The following is a 20,866-nucleotide window of genomic DNA, read 5'->3' as shown; positions in this document are numbered from 1 at the left end:
AAGTCACTCCAGGATGAGTTGCATGAAGGTGAGGTCCAGCCAGCGGCCGAACTTGCGACCGACCTGGGGCATCTGGCCGGTGATGGCGAAGCCGAGGCGCTGGTGCAGGCGGATGGAGGCGGTGTTCTCGGATTCGATGGCCCCCACCATCACATGCAGCCCGGCTGATCGGGCGCGTTCGATCAGTGCCTGCATCAGCTGCGGGCCGAGGCCCTTGCCGCGCTGATCGGCACGCACGTAGACCGAGTGCTCGACGGTGTGCTTGTAGCCGTCATGGGGCCGCCAGGCGCCATAGCTGGCATAGCCGACCACCTCGCCGGCAGCGTCACGCGCTACCAGCACCGGGAAGCCGGCGCCGCTGCGTTCGGCCAGCCAGGCACGGCGGTTGGCCAGGTCCACCAGGTTTTCGTTCCAGATCGCCGTGGTGTGCTCCACGGCGGCGTTGTAGATGGCCAGGATGCCGGGCAGGTCGGCTTCGCTGGCGTCACGGATCTCGTTGTTCATCACGGTCATCACACAATCGGCTGGTGCACGGTCACCAGCTTGGTGCCGTCGGGAAAGGTGGCTTCGATCTGGATCTCCGGGATCATCTCCGGCACGCCTTCCATCACCTGGTCGCGGGCCAGCAGCGTGGTGCCGAAATGCATCAGCTCGGCCACGGTGCGGCCGTCGCGGGCGCCTTCGAGCAGGGCGGCGGAGATGTAGGCCATGGCTTCCGGGTAGTTGAGCTTCACACCACGGGCCAGGCGCCGCTCGGCGACCAGGCCGGCGGTGAAGATCAGCAGCTTGTCTTTCTCTCTTGGGGTGAGGTCCATCAGGTACTCCAGATTCGTGGCGGCACGGCGTCGCGGCCGAGCAGGGCAGGGCGCAACAGGCGCCAGAGGTCGATCAGCCAGGCGCGCGCGTGCAGGGCTTCGCTGGCCAGGCAGCGGGCCACCAGCAGGCCGGGCAGTTGGGTCAGGTCGCCGCGCACCGCCGAGGGCAGTTCGCGGCAGCGTTCCAGCAGCTCCGGGTCGAGCTGGCCGGTGGCGATCAGGGTGGCGAACACCGGTTGCCCGGCGAGGCCGATGGGCGAGTCGAGCAGGCCGTCGTCGCCGCTGATGCGCTGGCGCTCGTGCCACAGCGCGCGGCCGTCTTGGCAGATGTCCAGCTGTGCCTGGAAGTGGCCGCTGGCGAAGTGCTCGCCGGCGGCGGGGCGGCCGAGGGCGACCACGTCCCAGTAGAACAGCCGGGCGTCGGCGGCCAGGTCGATGCGGGTGCTCAGCTCGGCCTGGGCGCCGGAGAAGACGATGGTTTCCTGGGGCAGCCACTCCAGGGTGGCGCCGGCCTCGACCCGCAGCGCCAGCGTTTGGAAGGCCGGGCCATGGGCGCGGTACCACTTGGTCGCGCCGGGGCTGGTGAGCTGGGCCCAGGCGCCGTCGCCGACGCGAGCCGATAGGTCCAGGCGATCACCGCCGGCGATGCCGCCAGGCGGGTGCACGATGATGTGCTGGCACACCTCGGGGCCTTCGGCATGGAGGTGCTTTTGCACCCTCAGGGGGCCGAGGTGGCGGCGAAGCACCGGAATGGTGCGTTCGTCCCGGCGGGCGTAGCCCAGCTCCAGTTCGGCGTGCCAGCTCGGCGTGAACAAGGCTGCGGGCAGGTTCATGGCAGTGGAGGCATCCGCAAAATAGTTGACCGACCGGGCAAAGCAAGAGGCGTGCCCTGAACCCATTCGGTGCACGGGGCCGGCCTGCGCTCAGATCGTCACCAGGCCGCGCACGCCTTCGGCTTCCATGTTTTCTCCGCGCCCCTGCTGGATGATTTCGCCCCGGCTCATCACCAGGTACTGGTCGGCCAGCTCGGCGGCGAAGTCGTAGAACTGCTCCACCAGCAGGATGGCCATGTCGCCGCGCTCGGCCAGTTTGCGGATCACCGCGCCGATCTCCTTGATCACCGAGGGCTGGATGCCTTCGGTGGGCTCGTCGAGGATCAGCAGGCGCGGCCGGCTGGCCAGGGCGCGGCCGATGGCCAGTTGTTGCTGCTGGCCGCCGGAGAGGTCGCCGCCGCGGCGGTGCTTCATCTCCCGCAACACCGGGAACAGCTCGTAGATGAACTCGGGCACTGCCTTGGCTTCCTTGGCGCTGAAGCGGGAGAGGCCCATGAGCAGGTTCTCCTCCACCGTCAGGCGCGGGAAGATCTCGCGGCCCTGGGGTACGTAGGCGATGCCGGCGTGCACGCGCTGGTGCGGCTTGGAAGCGGTGATCGGCTTGCCCTCCCAGTTCACCGCGCCTTCCTTCGCGGGGGTCAGGCCCATCAGGCACTTCAGCAACGTGGTCTTGCCCACGCCGTTGCGCCCGAGCAGGCAGGTGACCTCGCCAACCTTCACCTCGAACGACAGGCCGCGGAGGATGTGGCTGCCGCCGTAGTATTGATGCAGCTGTTTCACTTGAAGCATGTCTAGTCCTCGGTGGAGGAGCTGGAAGTCAGAAGCTTGAAGCTTGAAGTAAGAGCTGCGTTGTGCCGCTTTTTCTTCCAGCTTCTGGCTTCAAGCTTCCAGCTCAACGTCCCAGATAAACCTCGATTACGCGCTCATCGCTCTGCACCTGCTCCAACGAGCCCTCGGCCAACACATGCCCCTGATGCAGCACGGTGACGTGGTCGGCGATGCTGCCGACGAAGCCCATGTCGTGCTCCACCACCATCAGCGAGTGCTTGCCGGCCAGGCCCTTGAACAGCTCGGCGGTGAATTCGGTTTCGGCGTCGGTCATGCCCGCCACCGGTTCGTCGAGCAGCAGCAGCTGCGGGTCCTGCATCAGCAGCATGCCGATCTCCAGGAACTGCTTCTGGCCGTGGGACAGGAGGCCGGCCGGGCGGCGCCGCGAGTCCTGCAGGCGGATGGTGGCGAGCACCTCGTCGATGCGGTCCTTCTGCTCGCCGGAGAGCGTGGCGCGCAGGCTGGCCCACACCGATTTGTCGGTCTTCTGCGCCAGCTCCAGGTTTTCGAACACCGTCAGCGCCTCGAACACCGTGGGCTTCTGGAACTTGCGGCCGATGCCGGCCTGGGCGATCTGCACCTCGCTCATGCGGGTCAGGTCCAGGGTCTCGCCGAACCAGGCACTGCCAGTGGTGGGGCGGGTCTTGCCGGTGATCACGTCCATCAGCGTGGTCTTGCCCGCGCCGTTGGGGCCGATGATGCAGCGCAGCTCGCCGACGCCGATGTACAGGTTGAGGTCGTTGAGCGCCTTGAAGCCATCGAAGCTGACGCTGATGTCTTCCAGCGTGAGAATGGTGCCGTGGCGGGTGTTCAGGCCCTTGCCGGCGCTCTGGCCGAGGCCGAGGGCGTCGCGGCCGGTGCCGGCGTCGCTGTTGGGGTCGTAGGCGGGTTCGAGCATGAGTTCGGGTACCGGGGTCGCTCTCATTGGTCCTTCTCCTTGCGCAGCAGGCCGAACAGGCCCTTGGGCAGGAACAGGGTGACGACGATGAACAGGGCGCCGAGGAAGAACAGCCAGTATTCCGGGAAGGCCACGGTGAACCAGCTCTTCATGCCGTTGACCAGGCCGGCGCCCAGCAGCGGGCCGATGAGCGAGCCGCGCCCGCCCAGGGCCACCCAGACGGCGGCTTCGATGGAGTTGGTCGGCGACATCTCGCTGGGGTTGATGATGCCCACCTGGGGCACGTACAGCGCGCCGGCCAGGCCGCAGAGCACAGCCGACAACACCCAGATGAACAGCTTGTAGCCGCGCGGGTCGTAGCCGCAGAACATCAGGCGGTTCTCGGCGTCGCGCAGGGCGGTGAGCACCCGGCCGAACTTGCTCTTCGACAGGCGCCAGCCGAGCAGCAGGGCGCCCATCAGCAGCGCCACCGTGGCCAGGAACAGCACGGCGCGGGTGCCCGGCGCGGTGATGTCGAAGCCGAGGATGCGCTTGAAGTCGGTGAAGCCGTTGTTGCCGCCGAAGCCGGTCTCGTTGCGGAAAAACAGCAGCATGCCGGCGAAGGTCAGGGCCTGGGTCATGATCGAGAAGTACACGCCCTTGATCCGCGAGCGGAAGGCGAAGAAGCCGAACACCAGGGCCAACAGGCCGGGGGCGAGCACCACCAGGCACAGCGACCAGAGGAAGCTGGAGGTGCCGGTCCAGTACCAGGGCAGTTCGCTCCAGGCGAGGAAGCTCATGAAGGCCGGCAGACCGTCGCCGGCGCTCTGGCGCATCAGGTACATGCCCATGGCGTAGCCGCCGAGGGCGAAGAACAGCCCGTGGCCCAGGGACAGCAGCCCGGCGTAGCCCCAGACCAGGTCCAGGGCCAGGGCGACGATGGCGTAGCAGAGGATCTTGCCCACCAGGGTGAGGGTGTAGGCGGAGACCTGCAGCGGGTTGTCGGCCGGCAGCAGGTGCAGCAGCGGCAGGGCGATGAGCACCGCCAGCACCAGGGCGCCAACGCCCAGGGTTACTTTCGGGCCGGCCTTCTGCGCGGCGGTGAGGGTCAGGGGCTGGTTCATCAGTCGATCACCCGTCCTTTCAATGCGAAGAGGCCCTGGGGGCGTTTCTGGATGAAGAGAATGATCAGCGCGAGGATCAGGATTTTGCCCAGCACGGCGCCGATCTGTGGTTCGAGGATCTTGTTCGCCACGCCCAGGCCGAAGGCCGCCATCACGCTGCCGGCCAGCTGGCCGACGCCACCGAGCACCACCACCAGGAATGAGTCGATGATGTAGCCCTGGCCGAGGTCGGGGCCGACGTTGCCGATCTGCGACAGGGCCACGCCGCCGAGCCCGGCGATGCCGGAGCCGAGGCCGAAGGCGAGCATGTCCACGCGGCCGGTGGGCACGCCGCAGCAGGCGGCCATGTTGCGATTCTGGGTGACGGCGCGGACGTTGAGGCCCAGGCGCGTGCGGTTCAGCAGCAGCCAGGTCAGCGCCACCACGAACAGGGCGAAACCGATGATGACAATGCGGTTGTACGGCAGCACCAGGTTGGGCAGCACCTGGATGCCGCCGGAGAGCCAGGCCGGGTTGGCCACCTCGACGTTCTGCGCGCCGAACACCACGCGTACCAGCTGGATCAGCATCAGGCTGATGCCCCAGGTGGCGAGCAGGGTTTCCAGGGGGCGGCCATAGAGGTGGCGGATCACCGTGCGCTCCAGGGCCATGCCGATGGCGGCGGTGACGAAGAAGGCCACCGGCAGCGCCACCAGCGGGTAGAGGGCGAGCAGGTCCGGCGCCAGGCGCTGGAACATCAACTGCACGATGTAGGTGGAGTAGGCGCCGAGCATCAGCATCTCGCCGTGGGCCATGTTGATCACCCCGAGCAGGCCGAAGGTGATGGCCAGGCCGAGGGCGGCGAGCAGCAGGATGGAGCCCAGGGACAGGCCGCTGAAGGCCTGGCCGAGCACTTCGCCCAGCGCCAGCCGGCGCTTGACCTGGGCCAGGCTGGTTTCGGCGGCGGTGCGCACCGCGGCGTCGGTTTCCACTGCCGGGTCGAGCAGCGCTTCGAGGCGGGTGCGGGCCAGCGGGTCGCCGGTTTCGCCCAGCAGGCGCACGGCGTTGAGGCGGATGGCCGGGTCGGGGTCGACCAGCTGCAGGTTGGCCAGGGCCAGGCCGATGGCGTCACGCACGGCGGCGTCTTCCTCGGCGACCATGCGCTGGTTGAGCAGCGGCAGTTGTGCGGGCTTGGCACTCTTCTGCAACTGGCGGGCGGCGTCCAGGCGCGCGGCGGGTTCGGCGGCGAGCAACTCGTGGCTGGCCTGGGCGGTGATCAGCAGGCCGCGCAGGCGGTTGTTCAGGCGCAGCTTCTTCGGCGTGGCGGCGGGGGCGGCGTCGCCCTCGGCGGCTTGCCAGTTGCCGTCCTGTTCGAAGTAGGCCAGCTTGGCGTCGACGGCAAAGCGGTTCTGTTGCAGGGCATCGAGCAGGGGCTGGCGCGTGGCCTCGGGCTGGGCGGCCCAGCTTTCCAGCAGTTTGGCCTGCTGGCCCGGGTTGGCGGCAGCGAAGTCATTGGCGTCACCGGCCTGGGCCGCCAGGGGCAGCAACAGGGCCAGGGACAGGAAAATTCGGAAAAGGCAGGTGGGCATGGAGGGGAGGCTCCGTTATCGGCGGGGACCGGAAGCTGGAAGCTAGAAGCTGGAAGTGAGGTACTTCCGGCTTCCGGCTTCCGGCTCTCGGCTAAGACTTCCGGCTTAGTTCTTCACCGCATAGTCCGGCTTCTTGTCGTTGCCGGGGATGAAGGGGCTCCACGGCTGGGCGCGCAGCGGGCCTTCGGTCTGCCAGACCACGGAGAACTGACCGTCCTCCTGGACCTCGCCGATCATCACCGGCTTGTGCAGGTGGTGGTTGGTCTTGTCCATGGTCAGGGTGTAGCCGGAGGGCGCGGCGAAGGTCTGGCCGCCCATGGCTTCACGGACCTTGTCGACGTCGGTGGTGCCGGCCTTCTCGACCGCCTGGGCCCACATGTGGATGCCGACGTAGGTGGCTTCCATGGGGTCGTTGGTGACGGCGGTCTGGTAGTTGGGCAGGTTCTTGGCCTTGGCGTAGGCCTTCCAGTCGGTGACGAACTTGCTGTTCACCGGGTTATCCACGGACTCGAAGTAGTTCCAGGCGGCCAGCTGGCCCACCAGCGGCTTGGTGTCGATGCCGCGCAGTTCTTCCTCGCCCACGGAGAAGGCCACCACCGGGATGTCGGTCGCCTCGATGCCCTGGTTGGCCAGCTCCTTGTAGAAGGGCACGTTGGAGTCGCCGTTGACGGTGGAGATCACCGCGGTCTTGCCGCCGGCGGAGAACTTCTTGATGTTGGCGACGATGGTCTGGTAATCGCTGTGGCCGAAGGGGGTGTAGACCTCTTCGATGTCCTTGTCCGCCACGCCCTTGCTGTGCAGGAAGCTGCGCAGGATCTTGTTGGTGGTGCGTGGGTAGACGTAGTCGGTGCCCAGCAGGAAGTAGCGCTTGGCGGCGCCGCCGTCTTCGCTCATCAGGTATTCCACCGCCGGGATGGCCTGCTGGTTCGGCGCCGCGCCGGTGTAGAAGACGTTGGGCGAGAGCTCTTCACCCTCGTACTGCACGGGGTAGAACAGCAGGCCGTTGAGCTCCTCGAATACCGGCAGCACGGACTTGCGCGACACCGAGGTCCAGCAGCCGAAGACCACGTCCACCTTGTCCTTGGTCAGCAGTTGGCGGGCCTTCTCGGCGAACAGCGGCCAGTTGGAGGCGGGGTCGACCACCACGGGTTCCAGCTTCTTGCCGTTGATGCCGCCCTTGGCGTTGATCTCGTCGATGGTCATGAGCGCCATGTCCTTGAGCGAGGTCTCGGAGATGGCCATGGTGCCGGACAGCGAATGCAGGATGCCGACCTTGATGGTCTCGGCGGCCTGCAGGGTGAAGGGGAACAGGCCGGTCAGTACCAGGGCGCTGGCGGCGAGGGTCGATTTCAGGAAGGGACGGCGTTTCATGTAAAGCCTCCTTGGCTGTCCATGCAATGACAGTGGGATGGGACCGAAATGGGGTCATCAGTACGGTCATCTGTACTGCTGTCAGTGCATTGGCAGCATCCGTGCCAACGGCGCTAAAGGCTTGATTCAGAGGGCTTTGCGGGATTTTTAGCAGGATTTCGGGAAAATCGCCGCGCTCCATTGCGGTGCGCGGCGACAAGCTGAACGGTCGGTCAGGTCACGGGTTGCACGCTTTCAGGGCGCCAGGTAGTTCTTCACCCCGGTGAAGATGATCTGGGCCGCGAGGGCGCAGACGAACAGGCCCATCAGGCGGCTGACGATCTGCAGTCCCTGCTCGCCGAGGATGCGTTCGATGCGGTTGGAGAGGTAGAGCACCACGCCGACGGTGACACTGGCGAGGGCGATGGCGGCCAGGGCGGTGAGCTTGTCGTTCCAGTGGTGGTGCCCGGCGCCCATCACCAGCATGGCGCCGATGGTGCCGGGGCCGACGGTGAGGGGGATGGTCAGCGGCACGATGGTGACGTCCTGCTGCACGTTGTCCGACTGCACCGCCGGCTTGCCCTGGGCCATGCCGAGGGCGGAGATGAACAGCACGCTGCCGGCGCCGATGCGGAAGGCGTCGATGGTGATGCCGAAGACGTTGAAGATGCTCTGGCCGAACAGGTACAGCAGCACGCTGGCCACCAGGGTGCCGAGGGCGACCTTCCAGGCCAGGCGCTTGCGCTCCTTGACCGTGTAGCCGCGGGTCAGGCCGATGAAGCAGGAAAGGACGAAGAAGGGGCTGTAGAGCACCAGCATCTTCAGGTACAGGCTGAACATCGTGGAGAGCATCGGACGGGCTCGTGATGGAGTGTTGTGAGTGTAGGAGCAGCCGAGGGTTGCGCCCGTTGATCCGGGTCGCCCTGGCGAGGGGCAATCATACGCCGGCACGCCGCCGGATGTGGGGGCGCGTCGTATCAGTGCGGAGCGGGCACAGGGCACAGTCCATGGCGTGGCAGACGCAGGGTGGGCGTGGGCTTCAGCCCACCGCTCTCCCGGAGCCAGGTACATTGGCATGCCAGGCCCGACCCCGCTTGGTGGATGAAAAGAGCGTCATCCACCCTACATTGCGGTCATGTCCGCGCGCGGGCGTGAGGCCTTCGTAGGGGCGACTTCAGTCGCCAAGCGGTGCGCAGCGCCGCCGCTCTAGTAGGAGCGAATTCATTCGCGATGGGAATCCCGGGCTGAAGCCCGGGCTACGTGGGATCAGGAATGCAGGGCGTCGTCGGGTTCGTGCTGGCGGCGCATTTCCTTTTCGGCGACCCAGTGCTCGATCAGCTCGCGCAGCTGGGAGAGCTCGACGGGCTTGGCCATGTGGCCGTCCATGCCGGCCTGGCGGGCGCGTTCCTTGTGCTCGGTGAGGATGTGCGCGGTGAGGGCCACCACCGGGGTGCGCGGGCGCTGCTCTTCGCTTTCCCAGTTGCGCAGCATCTCGGTGGCGGAGAAGCCGTCGAGCACCGGCATTTCGCAGTCCATCAGCACCAGGTCGTACTGCTGGTTCTTCATCGCACTGAGGGCTTCCTCGCCGTTGCTGGCGGTGTCCGGCTGCAGGTTGAGCTTGCTGAGCATGCCGCGGATGACCTTGGTGGAGATGCTGTTGTCCTCGGCCACCAGGATGCGGAAGTCGTTGGGCACGTTGAGCGGGGTGCTGACCTGGGAGCCGGGCAGGGCCGCCGCGCCGCCGGCGGCGCGCTGGTTGAGCTCGTCGGCGAGGGTGGTCTTGAGGGTGTAGCCGGCCACCGGCTTGGCGAGGATGCGCTTGATGCCGGCGTTGCGGGCGATGATCTTGCTCGGCGCGTTGCTGATGCCGGTGAGCATGATGATCAGGATGTCGTGGTTGAGGCTCGGGTCTTCCTTGATCTTGGCGGCCAGCTGCATGCCGGTCATGCCGGGCATGTCCTGGTCCAGCAGCACCACGTCGAAGTATTCGCGCAGGTGCGCCTTGGTGCGCAGCAGGGCCAGGGCCTCCTTGCCGGAGGGCACGGCGCTGACCTGCAGGCCCCAGGCGCTGCACTGCTGCATCAGCACCTTGCGGCAGGTGTCGTTGTCGTCCACCACCAGCAGGCGCGCGCCCTGCAGGGGGCCGTCGAAGTCGGAGGCGGGTTGCTCCAGGCGTTCGCTTTCCAGGGGCAGGGTCAGCCACAGGGTGCTGCCCTGGTTGCCGCCGGTCTGCACGCCGAACTCGCCGTCCATCAGGCGCACCAGCTGGCGGGCGATGATCAGGCCCAGGCGGCCACCGAGCTTGGTGGCGGAGAGGAAGTCCTTGCTGTGCAGCTCGGCGTTGAGCAGGGCGTCCCGCTCGGCGGCTTCCAGGGGGCGGCCGCTGTCTTGCACGGCGATGCGCAGGCGCGGTTCGTTGCCGCTGGTGTCCAGGGCCACCACCAGCAGGATCTCGCCTTCGTCGGTCTGCTTGAAGGCGTTGTCCAGCAGGCTCAGCAGGGCCTGGCGCAGGCGCGTCGGGTCGCCGCTGATGACGCGCGGCACCTGGGGCTGCATGAAGCTGATGAGCTCGACCTTCTGCTGCTCGGCCTTGGCGCGGAAGATGTCCAGGCAGTCGTCGATCAGGGCGTTGAGGTCGAACTGCACGTCATCCAGCTCGATCTGCCCGGATTCCAGCTTGGAGATGTCGAGGATTTCGTTGATCAGGGTGAGCAGCTCGTTGCCGGAGCTGTGGATGGTCTGCACGTAGTCGCGCTGCTTGGCCGACAGCGGGGTGCCGAGCAGCAACTCGGTCATGCCCAGCACGCCGTTCATTGGGGTGCGGATCTCGTGGCTGATCTTGGCCAGGAACTCGCCCTTGGCCTTGAGCTCGGCGGAGCTGGCCGCCGCTTCACGGCTGACGCTGAAGTCGTCGAGGAGGATGCGCCGCTGGCGTTCGCTCATGGCGATGCTCATCAGCACGCCGCTGATGGCGGTCACCGCCAGCAGGCCGAAGGCCAGCCAGTCGGACTGCACCGACCAGTAGCCGAACAGCGCCGGCAGGGCGCTGATGAAGGCGACGCTGTAGACCAGCAGTGCCAGGGTGAACATGCGCGCCGGGCGGTAGCCGCGCCGCCAGTGGTGCAGCGAGACGAAGAGGATGCTCACGCCGGTGAGCGCCGCCATGGCGTAGACCAGCTGGTTGAACATCAGGTCGGTGGCGATCATCAGCAGCATGCCGATGACGCCGATGAGCACGATCTCGCCGACGAGCACGCCATTGAGCGGGGTGCTGGGGCAGACCTTGCGGAAGAAGCTGGCGGTGAAGAACAGCGCGCAGAGCATGGCCAGCAGCATCGACAGGTTGGCGATCTGCGGTTGCGCGCTCTGCCAGCTGTGCAGCCAGGGCGCGCTGATGCCCAGCAGGCTGAGGGCGGTGCCCACCAGGCACAGCTGGGTGGCGGCCAGCCACAGGCCGCTGGTGGCGCGGGCGTAGCCGAAACGCAGGAGGTTGTGCACCACCAGCATCAGCAGGCTGCCGATGAGCACGCCGAAGAGCAGCGGGCGGCTGTCGTCGGCGGCCATGCTCACGGCCGATTGCAGGGATACGGTGGGGCGCAGGGCGTGTTCGGAGGAGAGCCGCAGGTAGAGGTCCAGCGGCTCGCTGCGCATCGGCAGCGGCAGGAGGAAGTCCCGGCTGGGCAGCGGGCGGTCGCTGAAGGGCAGGCGGCTGCCGGTGCGGGTGTGGTCGATGAGCTCATCGCCACGGATCACATAGAGGTCGAGGAACGACAGGTAGGGCGCGAAGACCCGCAGCAGCTGTTCGTGATCGCCGGGGGGCAGCTCGTAGTGCAGCCAGAGGGCGCTGTTGCCACCGGGGGTGTAGAGGCGTTGGAGGTCGACGGGGGTGAATTGCGAGGCGGACTGCTGGGCGCGGATGTCTTCGAGCTGCAGGCTGGCGGTGGGATCGAGCAGCATGCTCCAGTGCGCGCTATCCCTGGCTTGCGCCGATGGCAGGCAGAGCAGGGTCAGCAGCAGGCTGACGCTAAGACCGATGGCAATCCTGAGCCGGCGCACGGGCGAAGTCCCTTCGTGAGTGAGTGGCCGGATTATAGCCAAGCACCGGCCGGTGGAATATGACAAAGGCGGCCATATGGCCGCCTCTTCTGCAGGTTTACCGGTTTTTTACCTTCAACCTTCGCCGCGTTCGCGGGCGATGGCGCGGTAACCGATATCGGTGCGGTAGAAGCAGCCGTTCCAGCTGATCTTCTTCGCCAGGCGGTAGGCCTGCTGCTGGGCTTCGTGGACGCTCGGGCCGATGGCCGTGGCGCAGAGCACGCGGCCGCCGGCGGTGACCACCTGGCCATCCTTCAGCGCGGTGCCGGCGTGGAACACCTTGCCGTCCAGTTCGGCGGCGTCGGCCAGGCCGGAGATCACGTCCCCCTTGGCGTAGTCGCCCGGGTAGCCGCCTGCGGCCAGTACCACGCCCACGGTGGGACGCGGGTCCCAGGTGGCTTCGACCTTGTCCAGGGCCTTGGCCAGGGCGGCCTCCACCAGCAGGACCAGGGACGACTCCAGGCGCACCATGATGGGCTGGGTTTCCGGGTCGCCGAAGCGGCAGTTGAACTCGATGACCTTGGGCTTGCCGGCCTTGTCGATCATCAGGCCGGCATAGAGGAAGCCGGTGTAGACGTTGCCTTCCTCGGCCATGCCGCGGACGGTGGGGTAGATCACCTCGTCCATCACGCGCTGGTGCACGTCGGCGGTGACCACCGGCGCCGGGGAGTAGGCGCCCATGCCGCCGGTGTTGGGGCCGCTGTCGGCATCACCAACGCGCTTGTGGTCCTGGCTGGTGGCCATGGGCAGTACGTTCTTGCCGTCGACCATGACGATGAAGCTGGCTTCCTCTCCGTCGAGGAACTCCTCGATCACCACGCGGGCACCGGCGTCGCCGAAGGCGTTGCCGGAGAGCATGTCGCGCACGGCGTCCTCGGCTTCGGCCAGGGTCATGGCGACGATCACGCCCTTGCCGGCGGCCAGGCCGTCGGCCTTGACCACGATCGGTGCGCCTTTCTCGCGCAGGTAGGCCAGGGCCGGCTCGACTTCGGTGAAGTTCTGGTAGTCGGCGGTGGGGATCTTGTGGCGCGCCAGGAAGTCCTTGGTGAAGGCCTTGGAGCCTTCCAGCTGCGCGGCGCCGGCGGTGGGGCCGAAGATGTCCAGGCCGCGGGAGCGGAACAGGTCCACCACGCCCTTCACCAAGGGGGCCTCGGGGCCGACGATGGTCAGCTGCACATTCTGGGCGGCGAAGTCGGCCAGTTGTTCGATGGCCAGTACGTCGATGGCGACGTTCTCGCACTTGGCTTCGGTGGCGGTGCCGGCGTTGCCCGGGGCCACGAAGACCTTGGCGACGCGGGAATCCTGGGCCACTTTCCAGGCCAGGGCGTGTTCACGACCGCCGCTGCCGATGATCAATACGTTCATATTCGATGCTCTCATCTGAAGAGCTGGAAGCTGGAAGCTGGAAGCTGGAAGCGCGCGGGCTTCAGGCTTCCAGCTTCGGGCTTCGAGCTATTAGTGCCTGAAATGACGCATGCCGGTGAAGACCATCGCAATACCCGCCTCGTCGGCGGCGGCGATGACTTCGTTGTCACGCATGGAACCACCCGGCTGGATCACCGCGGTGATGCCGGCCTTGGCGGCGTTGTCGATGCCGTCGCGGAAGGGGAAGAAGGCGTCCGAGGCCATGACCGCGCCTTTGACTTCCAGGCCCGCGTGCTCGGCCTTGATGGCGGCGATGCGGGCGGAGTTGACGCGGCTCATCTGGCCGGCGCCGACGCCGACGGTCTGGCGGTTCTTGGCGTAGACGATGGCGTTGGACTTGACGAACTTGGCCACTTTCCAGGCGAAGATCAGGTCGTGCACTTCCTGCTCGGTGGGTGCGCGCTGGGTGACGATCTTCAGGTCGTCGGCGGAGATCATGCCGATGTCACGGCTCTGCACCAGCAGACCGCCGTTGACGCGCTTGAAGTCCCAGCCCGGGGCGCGGTCCTTCGGCCACTCGCCGCATTCCAGCAGGCGCACGTTGGCTTTGGCGGCGACCACGGCGCGGGCTTCGGCGGAGACCTTGGGCGCGATGATCACTTCGACGAACTGGCGCTCGACGATGGCCTTGGCGGTTTCGGCATCCAGCTCGCGGTTGAAGGCGATGATGCCGCCGAAGGCGGATTCGGTGTCGGTGGCGTAGGCCAGGTCGTAGGCCTTGCGGATGCCGCCTTCGGCGTCCGGTACCACGGCTACGCCGCAGGGGTTGGCGTGCTTGACGATGACGCAGGCCGGCTTGACGAAGCTCTTCACGCATTCCAGCGCGGCGTCGGTGTCGGCCACGTTGTTGAACGACAGTTCCTTGCCCTGCAGCTGCACGGCGGTGGAGATGCTCGCCTCGCCCTTCTTCGCTTCGACGTAGAAGGCCGCGCTCTGGTGCGGGTTCTCGCCGTAGCGCATTTCCTGCGCCTTGACGAACTGGCTGTTGAAGGTACGCGGGAAGGCGCTGCGCGCTTCGGTGGACAGGCTGTCGCGGGCCTGGTCGATGGTGCCCAGGTAGTTGGCGATCATGCCGTCGTAGGCACTGGTGTGCTCGAAGGCCTTGAGGGCCAGGTCAAAGCGCTGGGCGTAGGTCAGGCCGCCGGCCTTGAGGCCTTCGAGGACGCTGGCGTAGTCGCCGGCGTTGACCACGATGGCGACGTCCTTGTGGTTCTTGGCGGCGCTGCGGACCATGGTCGGGCCGCCGATGTCGATGTTCTCGATGGCGTCGGCCAGGTCGCAATCAGGCTTGGCGACGGTGGCTTCGAAGGGGTACAGGTTGACCGCGACCAGATCGATCGGCTGGATCCCGTGCTGCTCCATGACCGCGCCGTCGAGCGCGCGACGGCCGAGGATGCCGCCGTGGATCTTCGGATGCAGGGTCTTCACCCGGCCGTCCATCATTTCCGGGAAGCCGGTGTAGTCGGCGACTTCCACCGCGGCGATGCCGTTGTCCCGCAGCAGCTTGTAGGTGCCGCCGGTGGAGAGGATCTCGACGTTGAGGGCGACGAGTTCGCGGGCGAATTCGAGGATGCCGGTCTTGTCGGAGACGCTGATCAGTGCACGGCGAACGGGGAGGCGGGTGGTCTGGTCGGTCATTTCGATGTCCATCGGAGCAGGGAAATCAGTAAAAAAGGGCGGCCTTTGATGTTCTCGGGGGCCGCCCTTTCTTTATCGAATACGTGCTTTACAGGAGGTCGTACTGCTTGAGCTTCTTGCGCAAGGTGCCGCGGTTCAGGCCGAGCATCTCGGAAGCCTTGGTCTGGTTGCCCTTGACGTAGTTCATCACGGACTCCAGCAGCGGTGCCTCGACTTCGGAGAGCACCAGGTTGTAGACGTCCGTGACCGCGGCGCCCTCGAGATGGGCGAAGTAATTGTGCAAGGCCTTCTCGACACTGCCGCGCAAGGTCTGGCCTTCCGCGGTCGGTGTGGTCAGGTGCTGTTTAAGGTTGGCGTTGTCGCTCACGGGTGTTGCCCCATCAAAAAAATTCTCGGTCATCGTCGTCATGCGGCCTGTTCTCCGTCGTTGTGACGTTCGATGAAAAACTCTCGAACGTTGGCGCACTGCGCGTCCGTGGACTCCAAACGATTGAACTGGGCGCGAAACTCCCTGGCGCCCGGCAGGGTTGCGAGATACCAGCCGACATGCTTGCGGGCGATGCGTACGCCCATCAGGTCGCCGTAGAAGGCGTGCAATGCGGCCAGGTGCTCCAGCAGGATCTGTTCAATTTCCTTCAAACCCGGGGCCGGCAGGAGTTCGCCGGTTTCCAGGTAGTGCGCGATCTCGCGGAATATCCAGGGTCTCCCCTGGGCCGCTCGACCGATCAGCAGGGCATCGGCGCCGGTGGCGTCGAGGACCTCTCTGGCCTTCTGTGGCGAGGTGATGTCGCCATTGGCGAAGACCGGGATCGACACCGACTGCTTGATCGCAGCGATGGTGTCGTACTCGGCTTCACCGGTGTACAGGTCGGCACGGGTGCGGCCATGCACGGCCAGCGCCTGTATTCCCGACTGTTCGGCGATCCTTGCCACGGCGATGCCGTTCTTGTTGTCCCGGTCCCAGCCGGTGCGGATCTTCAGGGTCACCGGCACGTCCACGGCGCCGACCACCGCTTCGAGGATCGCAGCCACCAGGGCCTCGTCCTTCATCAGCGCGGAGCCGGCGGCCTTGTTGCAGACCTTCTTCGCCGGGCAACCCATGTTGATGTCGATGATCTGCGCGCCGAGCGCCACATTGGCGACGGCGGCCTCGGCCAGCATCTGCGGATCGCCCCCGGCGATCTGCACCGAGCGCGGCTCCGGGTCGCCCTCGTGGAGCAGGCGCAGTTTCGACTTGCGGCTGTTCCACAGGCGCACGTCGCTGGTGACCATTTCGGAGACTACCAAGCCGGCGCCGAGGCGACGGCAAAGCAGACGAAACGGACGATCGGTCACTCCCGCCATGGGGGCGAGTATCACTTGATTGGGTAGTGCGTATGGGCCGATGCGTACCGCCGACATGGGTCTTCCCTGCCTGTGGGGCCGGATCTTGGTCTTCGAAAAAGGGTGGGCATGATACCCGCTCTCGATGACCGGATAAAGGTTGTTTTGAACAAATTCTGAACAGCGATGAGCTTATCGCCGAAGGTTCTGGCGAGGCCCTCCAGCGGCGAAAAGCCGCCGCTGGCGCTACTCGGGGGAGTGGAAGCTGAGACTGTAGTTCACAGCCTTGGTGCCTGGGTCGAGGATATCCAGGGAGATGTGGATGGGCGTCTGCGGCGGCATTTCCGACTGCCCGGCAAGCTCGCCGGCGAGGTATTCGCCCGGCTTGAACCGACGACTGGCCAGAAGCTGGCCGTTGATGTCGGCGAAGCGCAGCTCCAGCAGCGGGAAGGGCTGGGAGAAGGATGCGCGGTTGTAGAGGATGGCGTCCACCACCAGTGCGCCGGTGAAGTCCGGGTGGCTGCGCACCACCAGGTTGCTGCTCTTGATCAGGGCGATCTCGACCTTGGACGGCAGCTGGCAGCCGAGTTCCGGGCACAGCTGTTCGAACCAGGGGCGGTACTGGTCGGTGCGTGCCAGCTCGTCGAAGTGGTACCAGACGTATTGCCCGGCCAGGGCGATGGCGCCCAGCAGGTTCAGCGCCCCCCAGCCGATCCAGCGGCCCCAGGGTTTTTTCGGCTGTTGCCAGTCGAGTTGCAACGGCTCGTCGTCGATATCCAGCAGGTTGCCGCCACGCAGGCCCGGTTCGTTGCGCGGTGGCGTACGTGCCGGGGCGACCGGGGGCTCGTCGATCTCGTCGTCTTCTTCTTCGTCCGACGCGCCGATTCGAGCGCGCGCGGGCTCGTCCGTCGGCTCGTCATCGCGATCGGCGGCGGGGCCGAAGGCCGGGGCCGGGTCATCGTCCAGGTCGTCGTCGAGGGACAGCGCCGGCTCCTTGCGTTGTGGCGCATGGGGCTCAATGGCGGTGGGGCGCTCGGCCACGGCGGGCGGTGTCGGGCGTGGTGCGCTCGGCGTGACGCGCGGCGCGTCCTCGCGCAACAGGGCCTCGGCCCAGCGCTCGTCATGCTTGTCGGTGGATTCCACGTGCTGGCCGTATGACTGCTCGCCCGGTTTGGGCGCGGCCTGCAGGGCGAGGAATTCCTGGGAGAGCTTGAGTTCTTCCTGTTCCAGCTTGGCCAGTTCCTCGTCCAGGTCGAGGCTGTCGAGGTCCAGGTCGTCGTGGATCCACAGGGTGTTCTTGTCGGCCGTCTTGCCTGGCGGCACGGCGGGCGGCACCGGCGCGGGTGGCGGCACGGGGGCCGAGGCCAGGGGCGACTTGAGCAGGGTGGCGACGCTGGGGGCCGGGCTGGCCGGCTGTGCCGGGGCCGCTGGCGCGACCGGGGCAGCGGGTTTCGGCGCTGCCGGCGCAGCAGGGCGCGGCGCCTGGGGCGCGGGCGTGGACGGCTTCGGCTCGCCGGCCGACATGGCTCCCAGCAACTGCTTGGCTGCGTTGAACACGTGCAGGCAGGCCCCACAGCGCACGGCGCCTTGGGCAGCGCCCAACTGCGCGCGGCTTACGCGGAAGCTGGTCTGGCAATGGGGGCACTGGGTGACGAAGCTTTCGGTCATGCGGCGGTCCGTGTGAAACAAGGCGCCAGTCTACCAACTCGGTAGCACGCTGGCGCGGGTCTGCTCATGGGGCGTGGCTCAGCGACGTACACCGCTGATGCGCACCCAGCCGTCCTTGTCGGCGGTGGGGTCGAGCACGAAGGCGTCGGCATAGGCGGCGCGGACTTCCTCGGCCTGCTCGGCGAGGATGCCGGACAGCGCCAGGCGGCCGCCGGCCTTGACCAGTGCAGTGATCTGCGGTGCCAGGGACACCAGCGGTCCGGCGAGGATGTTGGCCACCACCACGTCCGCCTGCTGTTGCGGCATGTCGGCGGGCAGGTAGACGGGGAACAGGGCCGGGTCGATGCCATTGCGCGAGGCGTTGTCGCGGGAGGCTTCCAGGGCTTGCGGGTCGATGTCGGTGCCCACCGCCTGGCGCGCGCCGAGCAGCAGGCCGGCGATGGCGAGGATGCCCGAGCCGCAGCCGAAGTCGATCAGCTCGCAGCCGTCCAGTTCCTGGCCGTCCAGCCATTCCAGGCACAGCGCGGTGGTCGGGTGGGTGCCGGTGCCGAAGGCCAGGCCCGGGTCCAGCAGCAGGTTCACCGCGTCCGGCTCCGGGGCTTGGTGCCAGCTGGGCACGATCCACAGGCGGCGGCCGAAGCGCATGGGCTGGAAGTTGTCCATCCAGCTGCGTTCCCAGTCCTGGTCCTCGATGCGCTCGATCTGGTGCTCGGGCAGCGCGCCGCCGGTGAGCAGTTCCAGGTGGGCGACCAGGTTGGTTTCGTCGGTGTCGGCTTCGAACAGCGCCAGCAGATGGGTGTGGGACCAGAGCGGGGTGGTGCCGAGGTCGGGCTCGAAGATCGGCTGGTCTTCGGCGTCCATGAAGGTCACGGAGACGGCACCGACTTCCAGCAGTGCATCTTCATAGGTTTCCGCCTGATCCGGGGTGATGGCGAGACGGACTTGTAACCAGGGCATGGCGGAACCTCGATGCGACGTGAAAATGTGGCCCTTATGGGCACCTTGAAAACCTGTGCGATGGCAACGCAGGTAGTTTTTGGGATGCCTTCATGGGGCGGGCAAGCTTACTTGAGGCTCTGATGCCACGCCAGCCGGGCGTTCCGGGCGGTCCAGGCCGCGATAGGCGAGGTGGCAGGCGCCGCCGCCGAGCAGGGCGGGCAGCAGCAGGTTGAGCACCGGCACCAGCGCCAGCAGCAGGATCAGCAGGCCGAAGGCGATCATGGCGCCGCGCTGGCGGCGCACCGCTTGCATCTGCTCGGCGCCGCTGGCCAGACCAGACAGGGCGGCGGGCACCAGGAAGCGCACGTTGAGGTAGCCCAGCAGGATGATCAGCAGCACGCCGTTTATCAACGGTATCGCCAGGCACAACAGTGGGCCCAGGCCGATGCCCAGCCAGGGCCCCAGGTGGTAGCGCCCGGCGCGCAGCAGGTCGCTGGCCGCCGGGCTGCGCGAGGCCAGGCCCGGATAGGGCTTGAGGGCGCGCTCGCGCAGGCTGCCCATCAACACCCAGCGCAGGGCCAGGCGGATGCTGATGACGATGGCCGCGACGAACAGCACGCCGACCATGGCCAGTGCCAGGAGGGCGGAATACACCAGCATCAGCCCCACTGCCGGGGCGATGCCGGCCATGCCGCTGACGGTGGCCGGGCCGCCAGTGAGGCTGGGAATCAGACCGAACATGGCGGCGCCGGAGACGACGAAGAACGACAGCAGTCCGGCGGCCTTGAGGATGATTTCGGCATGGGCGTAGAAGACCCAGCTCCAGAACACCAGCGTCAGCAGGCAGAGCCCGGAGGAGCGCAGCAGGATGCCGGGGCGCAGGCTGGAGCGCAGGGCCAGGCCGAGGCAGATGAAGGCTTCGCCAAAGGCCGGGCCGATGGCAAGGATGCGGGACTTCAGGGACATGGCGATCCTTCGCGTGAAATGCAGAAGGGCCGCATTATGCGGCCCTTCCAGGGTTGCCGGGCTTACTTCTTGCCCAGTTTGTGCTCGAGGTAGTGAATGTTCACGCCCCCCTTGCGGAAACCCTTGTCGCGGGTCAGGTCACGGTGCAGCGGGATGTTGGTCTTGATGCCGTCCACCACCAGCTCATCGAGGGCGTTGCGCATGCGCGCCATGGCCTCGTCGCGGTCCTTGCCGTAGGTGATCAGCTTGCCGATCAGCGAGTCGTAGTTCGGCGGAACCGAATAGCCGCTGTACAGGTGCGAATCGACCCGCACGCCGTTGCCGCCGGGCGCATGGTAGTACTGCACCTTGCCGGGGCTGGGCATGAAGTTGTCCGGGTCTTCGGCGTTGATCCGGCATTCCAGGGCGTGACCACGGATGACCACGTCCTCCTGCTTGATCGACAGCTTGTTACCCGCGGCGATGCTGAGCATCTCCTTGACGATGTCGATGCCGGTGACCATCTCGGTGACCGGGTGCTCGACCTGGACGCGGGTGTTCATCTCGATGAAGTAGAAGTGGCCGTTCTCGTAGAGGAACTCGAAGGTACCGGCACCGCGGTAGCCGATCTCGACGCAGGCCTGGACGCAGCGGGCCAGCACTTCGGCGCGGGCCTTCTCGTCGATGCCGGGGGCTGGGGCTTCTTCCAGCACCTTCTGGTGGCGGCGCTGCAGGGAGCAGTCGCGGTCGCCGAGGTGGATGGCATTGCCCTGGCCGTCGGAGAGCACCTGCACTTCCACGTGACGCGGGTTGGTGAGGAACTTCTCCAGGTAGACCATGGAGTTGCCGAACGCAGCACCGGCTTCGGTACGGGTCAGCTTGGCCGACTTGATCAGCTCGTCGGCGCTGTGCACCACGCGCATGCCGCGACCACCACCGCCACCGGCGGCCTTGATGATCACTGGGTAACCCACTTCCTCGGCGATGGCCAGGGCGGTGGCTTCGTCTTCCGGCAGCGGGCCGTCGGAGCCCGGAACGGTCGGTACGCCGGATTTCTTCATGGCGTCCTTGGCGGACACCTTGTCACCCATCAGGCGGATGGTGTCGGCCTTGGGGCCGATGAAGGCGAAACCGGAGTTCTCCACCTGTTCGGCGAAGTCGGCGTTCTCGGCGAGGAAGCCGTAACCCGGGTGGATCGCCGTGGCGCCGGTGACTTCGGCGGCACTGATGATCGCCGGGATGTTCAGGTAGGACAGGGCAGCCGGGGCCGGACCGATGCATACGGTCTCGTCGGCCAGGGACAGGTGCATCAGCTCGCGGTCAGCCGTCGAGTGCACCGCCACCGTCTTGATGCCCAGCTCCTTGCAGGCGCGCAGGATGCGCAGGGCGATCTCGCCACGGTTGGCGATCAGGACTTTTTCCAGCATCACAGGCTCTC

General features: G+C 66.7%; 18 protein-coding genes. All 18 read right to left on the bottom strand.

Annotated features, from left to right (window positions below; genetic code table 11):
- Positions 1 to 3: 3 nt before the first annotated feature.
- The 18 genes from ACXI0U_RS20455 to accC all read right to left on the bottom strand — a co-directional run bounded on the left by ACXI0U_RS20455 (position 4) and on the right by accC (position 20,855).
- Positions 4 to 504, bottom strand: a complete 501-nt coding sequence (locus tag ACXI0U_RS20455; protein ID WP_031288895.1) for a GNAT family N-acetyltransferase — start codon at positions 502 to 504, stop codon at positions 4 to 6.
- Between the two features lie 8 nt (positions 505 to 512).
- Positions 513 to 815 carry an urease subunit gamma gene (gene ureA, locus ACXI0U_RS20450; protein WP_021222395.1) on the bottom strand — a complete coding sequence of 101 codons (303 nt, stop codon included), beginning with the start codon at positions 813 to 815 and terminating at the stop codon, positions 513 to 515.
- Positions 815 to 1,648 carry an urease accessory protein UreD gene (locus tag ACXI0U_RS20445; protein WP_374979078.1) on the bottom strand — a complete coding sequence of 278 codons (834 nt, stop codon included), beginning with the start codon at positions 1,646 to 1,648 and terminating at the stop codon, positions 815 to 817. The genes ureA and ACXI0U_RS20445 overlap by 1 nt, the downstream gene beginning before the upstream one ends.
- A 90-nt stretch (positions 1,649 to 1,738) precedes the next feature.
- Positions 1,739 to 2,437, bottom strand: coding sequence for an urea ABC transporter ATP-binding subunit UrtE (urtE, locus tag ACXI0U_RS20440; RefSeq protein WP_479550755.1), 699 nt, complete (start codon positions 2,435 to 2,437; stop codon positions 1,739 to 1,741).
- A gap of 103 nt (positions 2,438 to 2,540) precedes the next feature.
- Positions 2,541 to 3,401, bottom strand: a complete 861-nt coding sequence (urtD, locus tag ACXI0U_RS20435) for an urea ABC transporter ATP-binding protein UrtD (protein ID WP_479550754.1) — start codon at positions 3,399 to 3,401, stop codon at positions 2,541 to 2,543.
- Positions 3,398 to 4,477, bottom strand: coding sequence for an urea ABC transporter permease subunit UrtC (urtC, locus tag ACXI0U_RS20430; RefSeq protein WP_431482767.1), 1,080 nt, complete (start codon positions 4,475 to 4,477; stop codon positions 3,398 to 3,400). The genes urtD and urtC overlap by 4 nt, the downstream gene beginning before the upstream one ends.
- Positions 4,477 to 6,045, bottom strand: coding sequence for an urea ABC transporter permease subunit UrtB (urtB, locus tag ACXI0U_RS20425; protein WP_431482766.1), 1,569 nt, complete (start codon positions 6,043 to 6,045; stop codon positions 4,477 to 4,479). Before urtB ends, urtC begins: the two co-directional genes overlap by 1 nt.
- Before the next feature lie 105 nt (positions 6,046 to 6,150).
- A complete protein-coding gene (urtA, locus tag ACXI0U_RS20420) occupies positions 6,151 to 7,416 on the bottom strand; it encodes an urea ABC transporter substrate-binding protein (protein WP_431482765.1) in 1,266 nt (421 codons plus the stop codon).
- Positions 7,417 to 7,650: 234 nt separating this feature from the next.
- A complete protein-coding gene (locus ACXI0U_RS20415; RefSeq protein ID WP_021222388.1) occupies positions 7,651 to 8,247 on the bottom strand; it encodes a MarC family protein in 597 nt (198 codons plus the stop codon).
- A gap of 414 nt (positions 8,248 to 8,661) precedes the next feature.
- Positions 8,662 to 11,451, bottom strand: coding sequence for a response regulator (locus tag ACXI0U_RS20410; protein ID WP_431482764.1), 2,790 nt, complete (start codon positions 11,449 to 11,451; stop codon positions 8,662 to 8,664).
- Positions 11,452 to 11,565: 114 nt separating this feature from the next.
- The gene (gene purD / locus ACXI0U_RS20405) at positions 11,566 to 12,855 is read right to left on the bottom strand and encodes a phosphoribosylamine--glycine ligase (RefSeq protein ID WP_374979075.1); all 1,290 of its coding nucleotides are present in this window, start codon (positions 12,853 to 12,855) and stop codon (positions 11,566 to 11,568) included.
- A 90-nt stretch (positions 12,856 to 12,945) separates the two neighbouring features.
- Complete coding sequence (purH, locus tag ACXI0U_RS20400) at positions 12,946 to 14,553, bottom strand: bifunctional phosphoribosylaminoimidazolecarboxamide formyltransferase/IMP cyclohydrolase (RefSeq protein WP_431482763.1); 1,608 nt, start codon at positions 14,551 to 14,553, stop codon at positions 12,946 to 12,948.
- A gap of 88 nt (positions 14,554 to 14,641) precedes the next feature.
- Positions 14,642 to 14,962 carry a DNA-binding transcriptional regulator Fis gene (gene fis / locus ACXI0U_RS20395; RefSeq protein WP_031288889.1) on the bottom strand — a complete coding sequence of 107 codons (321 nt, stop codon included), beginning with the start codon at positions 14,960 to 14,962 and terminating at the stop codon, positions 14,642 to 14,644.
- Positions 14,959 to 15,954, bottom strand: coding sequence for a tRNA dihydrouridine synthase DusB (dusB, locus tag ACXI0U_RS20390; protein WP_031288887.1), 996 nt, complete (start codon positions 15,952 to 15,954; stop codon positions 14,959 to 14,961). The genes fis and dusB overlap by 4 nt, the downstream gene beginning before the upstream one ends.
- Before the next feature lie 168 nt (positions 15,955 to 16,122).
- The gene (locus ACXI0U_RS20385; RefSeq protein WP_374979072.1) at positions 16,123 to 17,544 is read right to left on the bottom strand and encodes a DUF3426 domain-containing protein; all 1,422 of its coding nucleotides are present in this window, start codon (positions 17,542 to 17,544) and stop codon (positions 16,123 to 16,125) included.
- A 78-nt stretch (positions 17,545 to 17,622) separates the two neighbouring features.
- Positions 17,623 to 18,501 carry a 50S ribosomal protein L11 methyltransferase gene (prmA, locus tag ACXI0U_RS20380; protein WP_316924588.1) on the bottom strand — a complete coding sequence of 293 codons (879 nt, stop codon included), beginning with the start codon at positions 18,499 to 18,501 and terminating at the stop codon, positions 17,623 to 17,625.
- A 90-nt stretch (positions 18,502 to 18,591) separates the two neighbouring features.
- Positions 18,592 to 19,449 (bottom strand): EI24 domain-containing protein, encoded by an 858-nt coding sequence (locus ACXI0U_RS20375; RefSeq protein ID WP_021222380.1) that lies wholly within the window; start codon positions 19,447 to 19,449, stop codon positions 18,592 to 18,594.
- Positions 19,450 to 19,511: 62 nt separating this feature from the next.
- Positions 19,512 to 20,855 (bottom strand): acetyl-CoA carboxylase biotin carboxylase subunit, encoded by a 1,344-nt coding sequence (gene accC, locus ACXI0U_RS20370; RefSeq protein WP_021222379.1) that lies wholly within the window; start codon positions 20,853 to 20,855, stop codon positions 19,512 to 19,514.
- Positions 20,856 to 20,866 lie beyond the last annotated feature (11 nt).

It is taken from the genome of Pseudomonas sp. C9D1 (assembly GCF_056491235.1).
Note: the sequence above shows the minus strand (reverse complement) of the source record. Positions and strands in the feature narration are given on the sequence as shown.

Bases quoted from the DNA above. Each gene is read 5' to 3' on its own strand.
- prmA (WP_316924588.1), bottom strand. From the start codon at position 18,501: ATGCCCTGGTTACAAGTCCGTCTCGCCATCACCCCGGATCAGGCGGAA.
- ACXI0U_RS20445 (WP_374979078.1), bottom strand. From the start codon at position 1,648: ATGAACCTGCCCGCAGCCTTGTTCACGCCGAGCTGGCACGCCGAACTG.
- ACXI0U_RS20375 (WP_021222380.1), bottom strand. From the start codon at position 19,449: ATGTCCCTGAAGTCCCGCATCCTTGCCATCGGCCCGGCCTTTGGCGAA.
- ACXI0U_RS20385 (WP_374979072.1), bottom strand. From the start codon at position 17,544: ATGACCGAAAGCTTCGTCACCCAGTGCCCCCATTGCCAGACCAGCTTC.
- accC (WP_021222379.1), bottom strand. From the start codon at position 20,855: ATGCTGGAAAAAGTCCTGATCGCCAACCGTGGCGAGATCGCCCTGCGC.
- urtE (WP_479550755.1), bottom strand. From the start codon at position 2,437: ATGCTTCAAGTGAAACAGCTGCATCAATACTACGGCGGCAGCCACATC.
- ureA (WP_021222395.1), bottom strand. From the start codon at position 815: ATGGACCTCACCCCAAGAGAGAAAGACAAGCTGCTGATCTTCACCGCC.
- urtB (WP_431482766.1), bottom strand. From the start codon at position 6,045: ATGCCCACCTGCCTTTTCCGAATTTTCCTGTCCCTGGCCCTGTTGCTG.
- ACXI0U_RS20415 (WP_021222388.1), bottom strand. From the start codon at position 8,247: ATGCTCTCCACGATGTTCAGCCTGTACCTGAAGATGCTGGTGCTCTAC.
- urtC (WP_431482767.1), bottom strand. From the start codon at position 4,477: ATGAACCAGCCCCTGACCCTCACCGCCGCGCAGAAGGCCGGCCCGAAA.
- ACXI0U_RS20455 (WP_031288895.1), bottom strand. From the start codon at position 504: ATGAACAACGAGATCCGTGACGCCAGCGAAGCCGACCTGCCCGGCATC.
- urtD (WP_479550754.1), bottom strand. From the start codon at position 3,401: ATGAGAGCGACCCCGGTACCCGAACTCATGCTCGAACCCGCCTACGAC.
- purH (WP_431482763.1), bottom strand. From the start codon at position 14,553: ATGACCGACCAGACCACCCGCCTCCCCGTTCGCCGTGCACTGATCAGC.
- dusB (WP_031288887.1), bottom strand. From the start codon at position 15,954: ATGTCGGCGGTACGCATCGGCCCATACGCACTACCCAATCAAGTGATA.
- purD (WP_374979075.1), bottom strand. From the start codon at position 12,855: ATGAACGTATTGATCATCGGCAGCGGCGGTCGTGAACACGCCCTGGCC.
- fis (WP_031288889.1), bottom strand. From the start codon at position 14,962: ATGACGACGATGACCGAGAATTTTTTTGATGGGGCAACACCCGTGAGC.
- urtA (WP_431482765.1), bottom strand. From the start codon at position 7,416: ATGAAACGCCGTCCCTTCCTGAAATCGACCCTCGCCGCCAGCGCCCTG.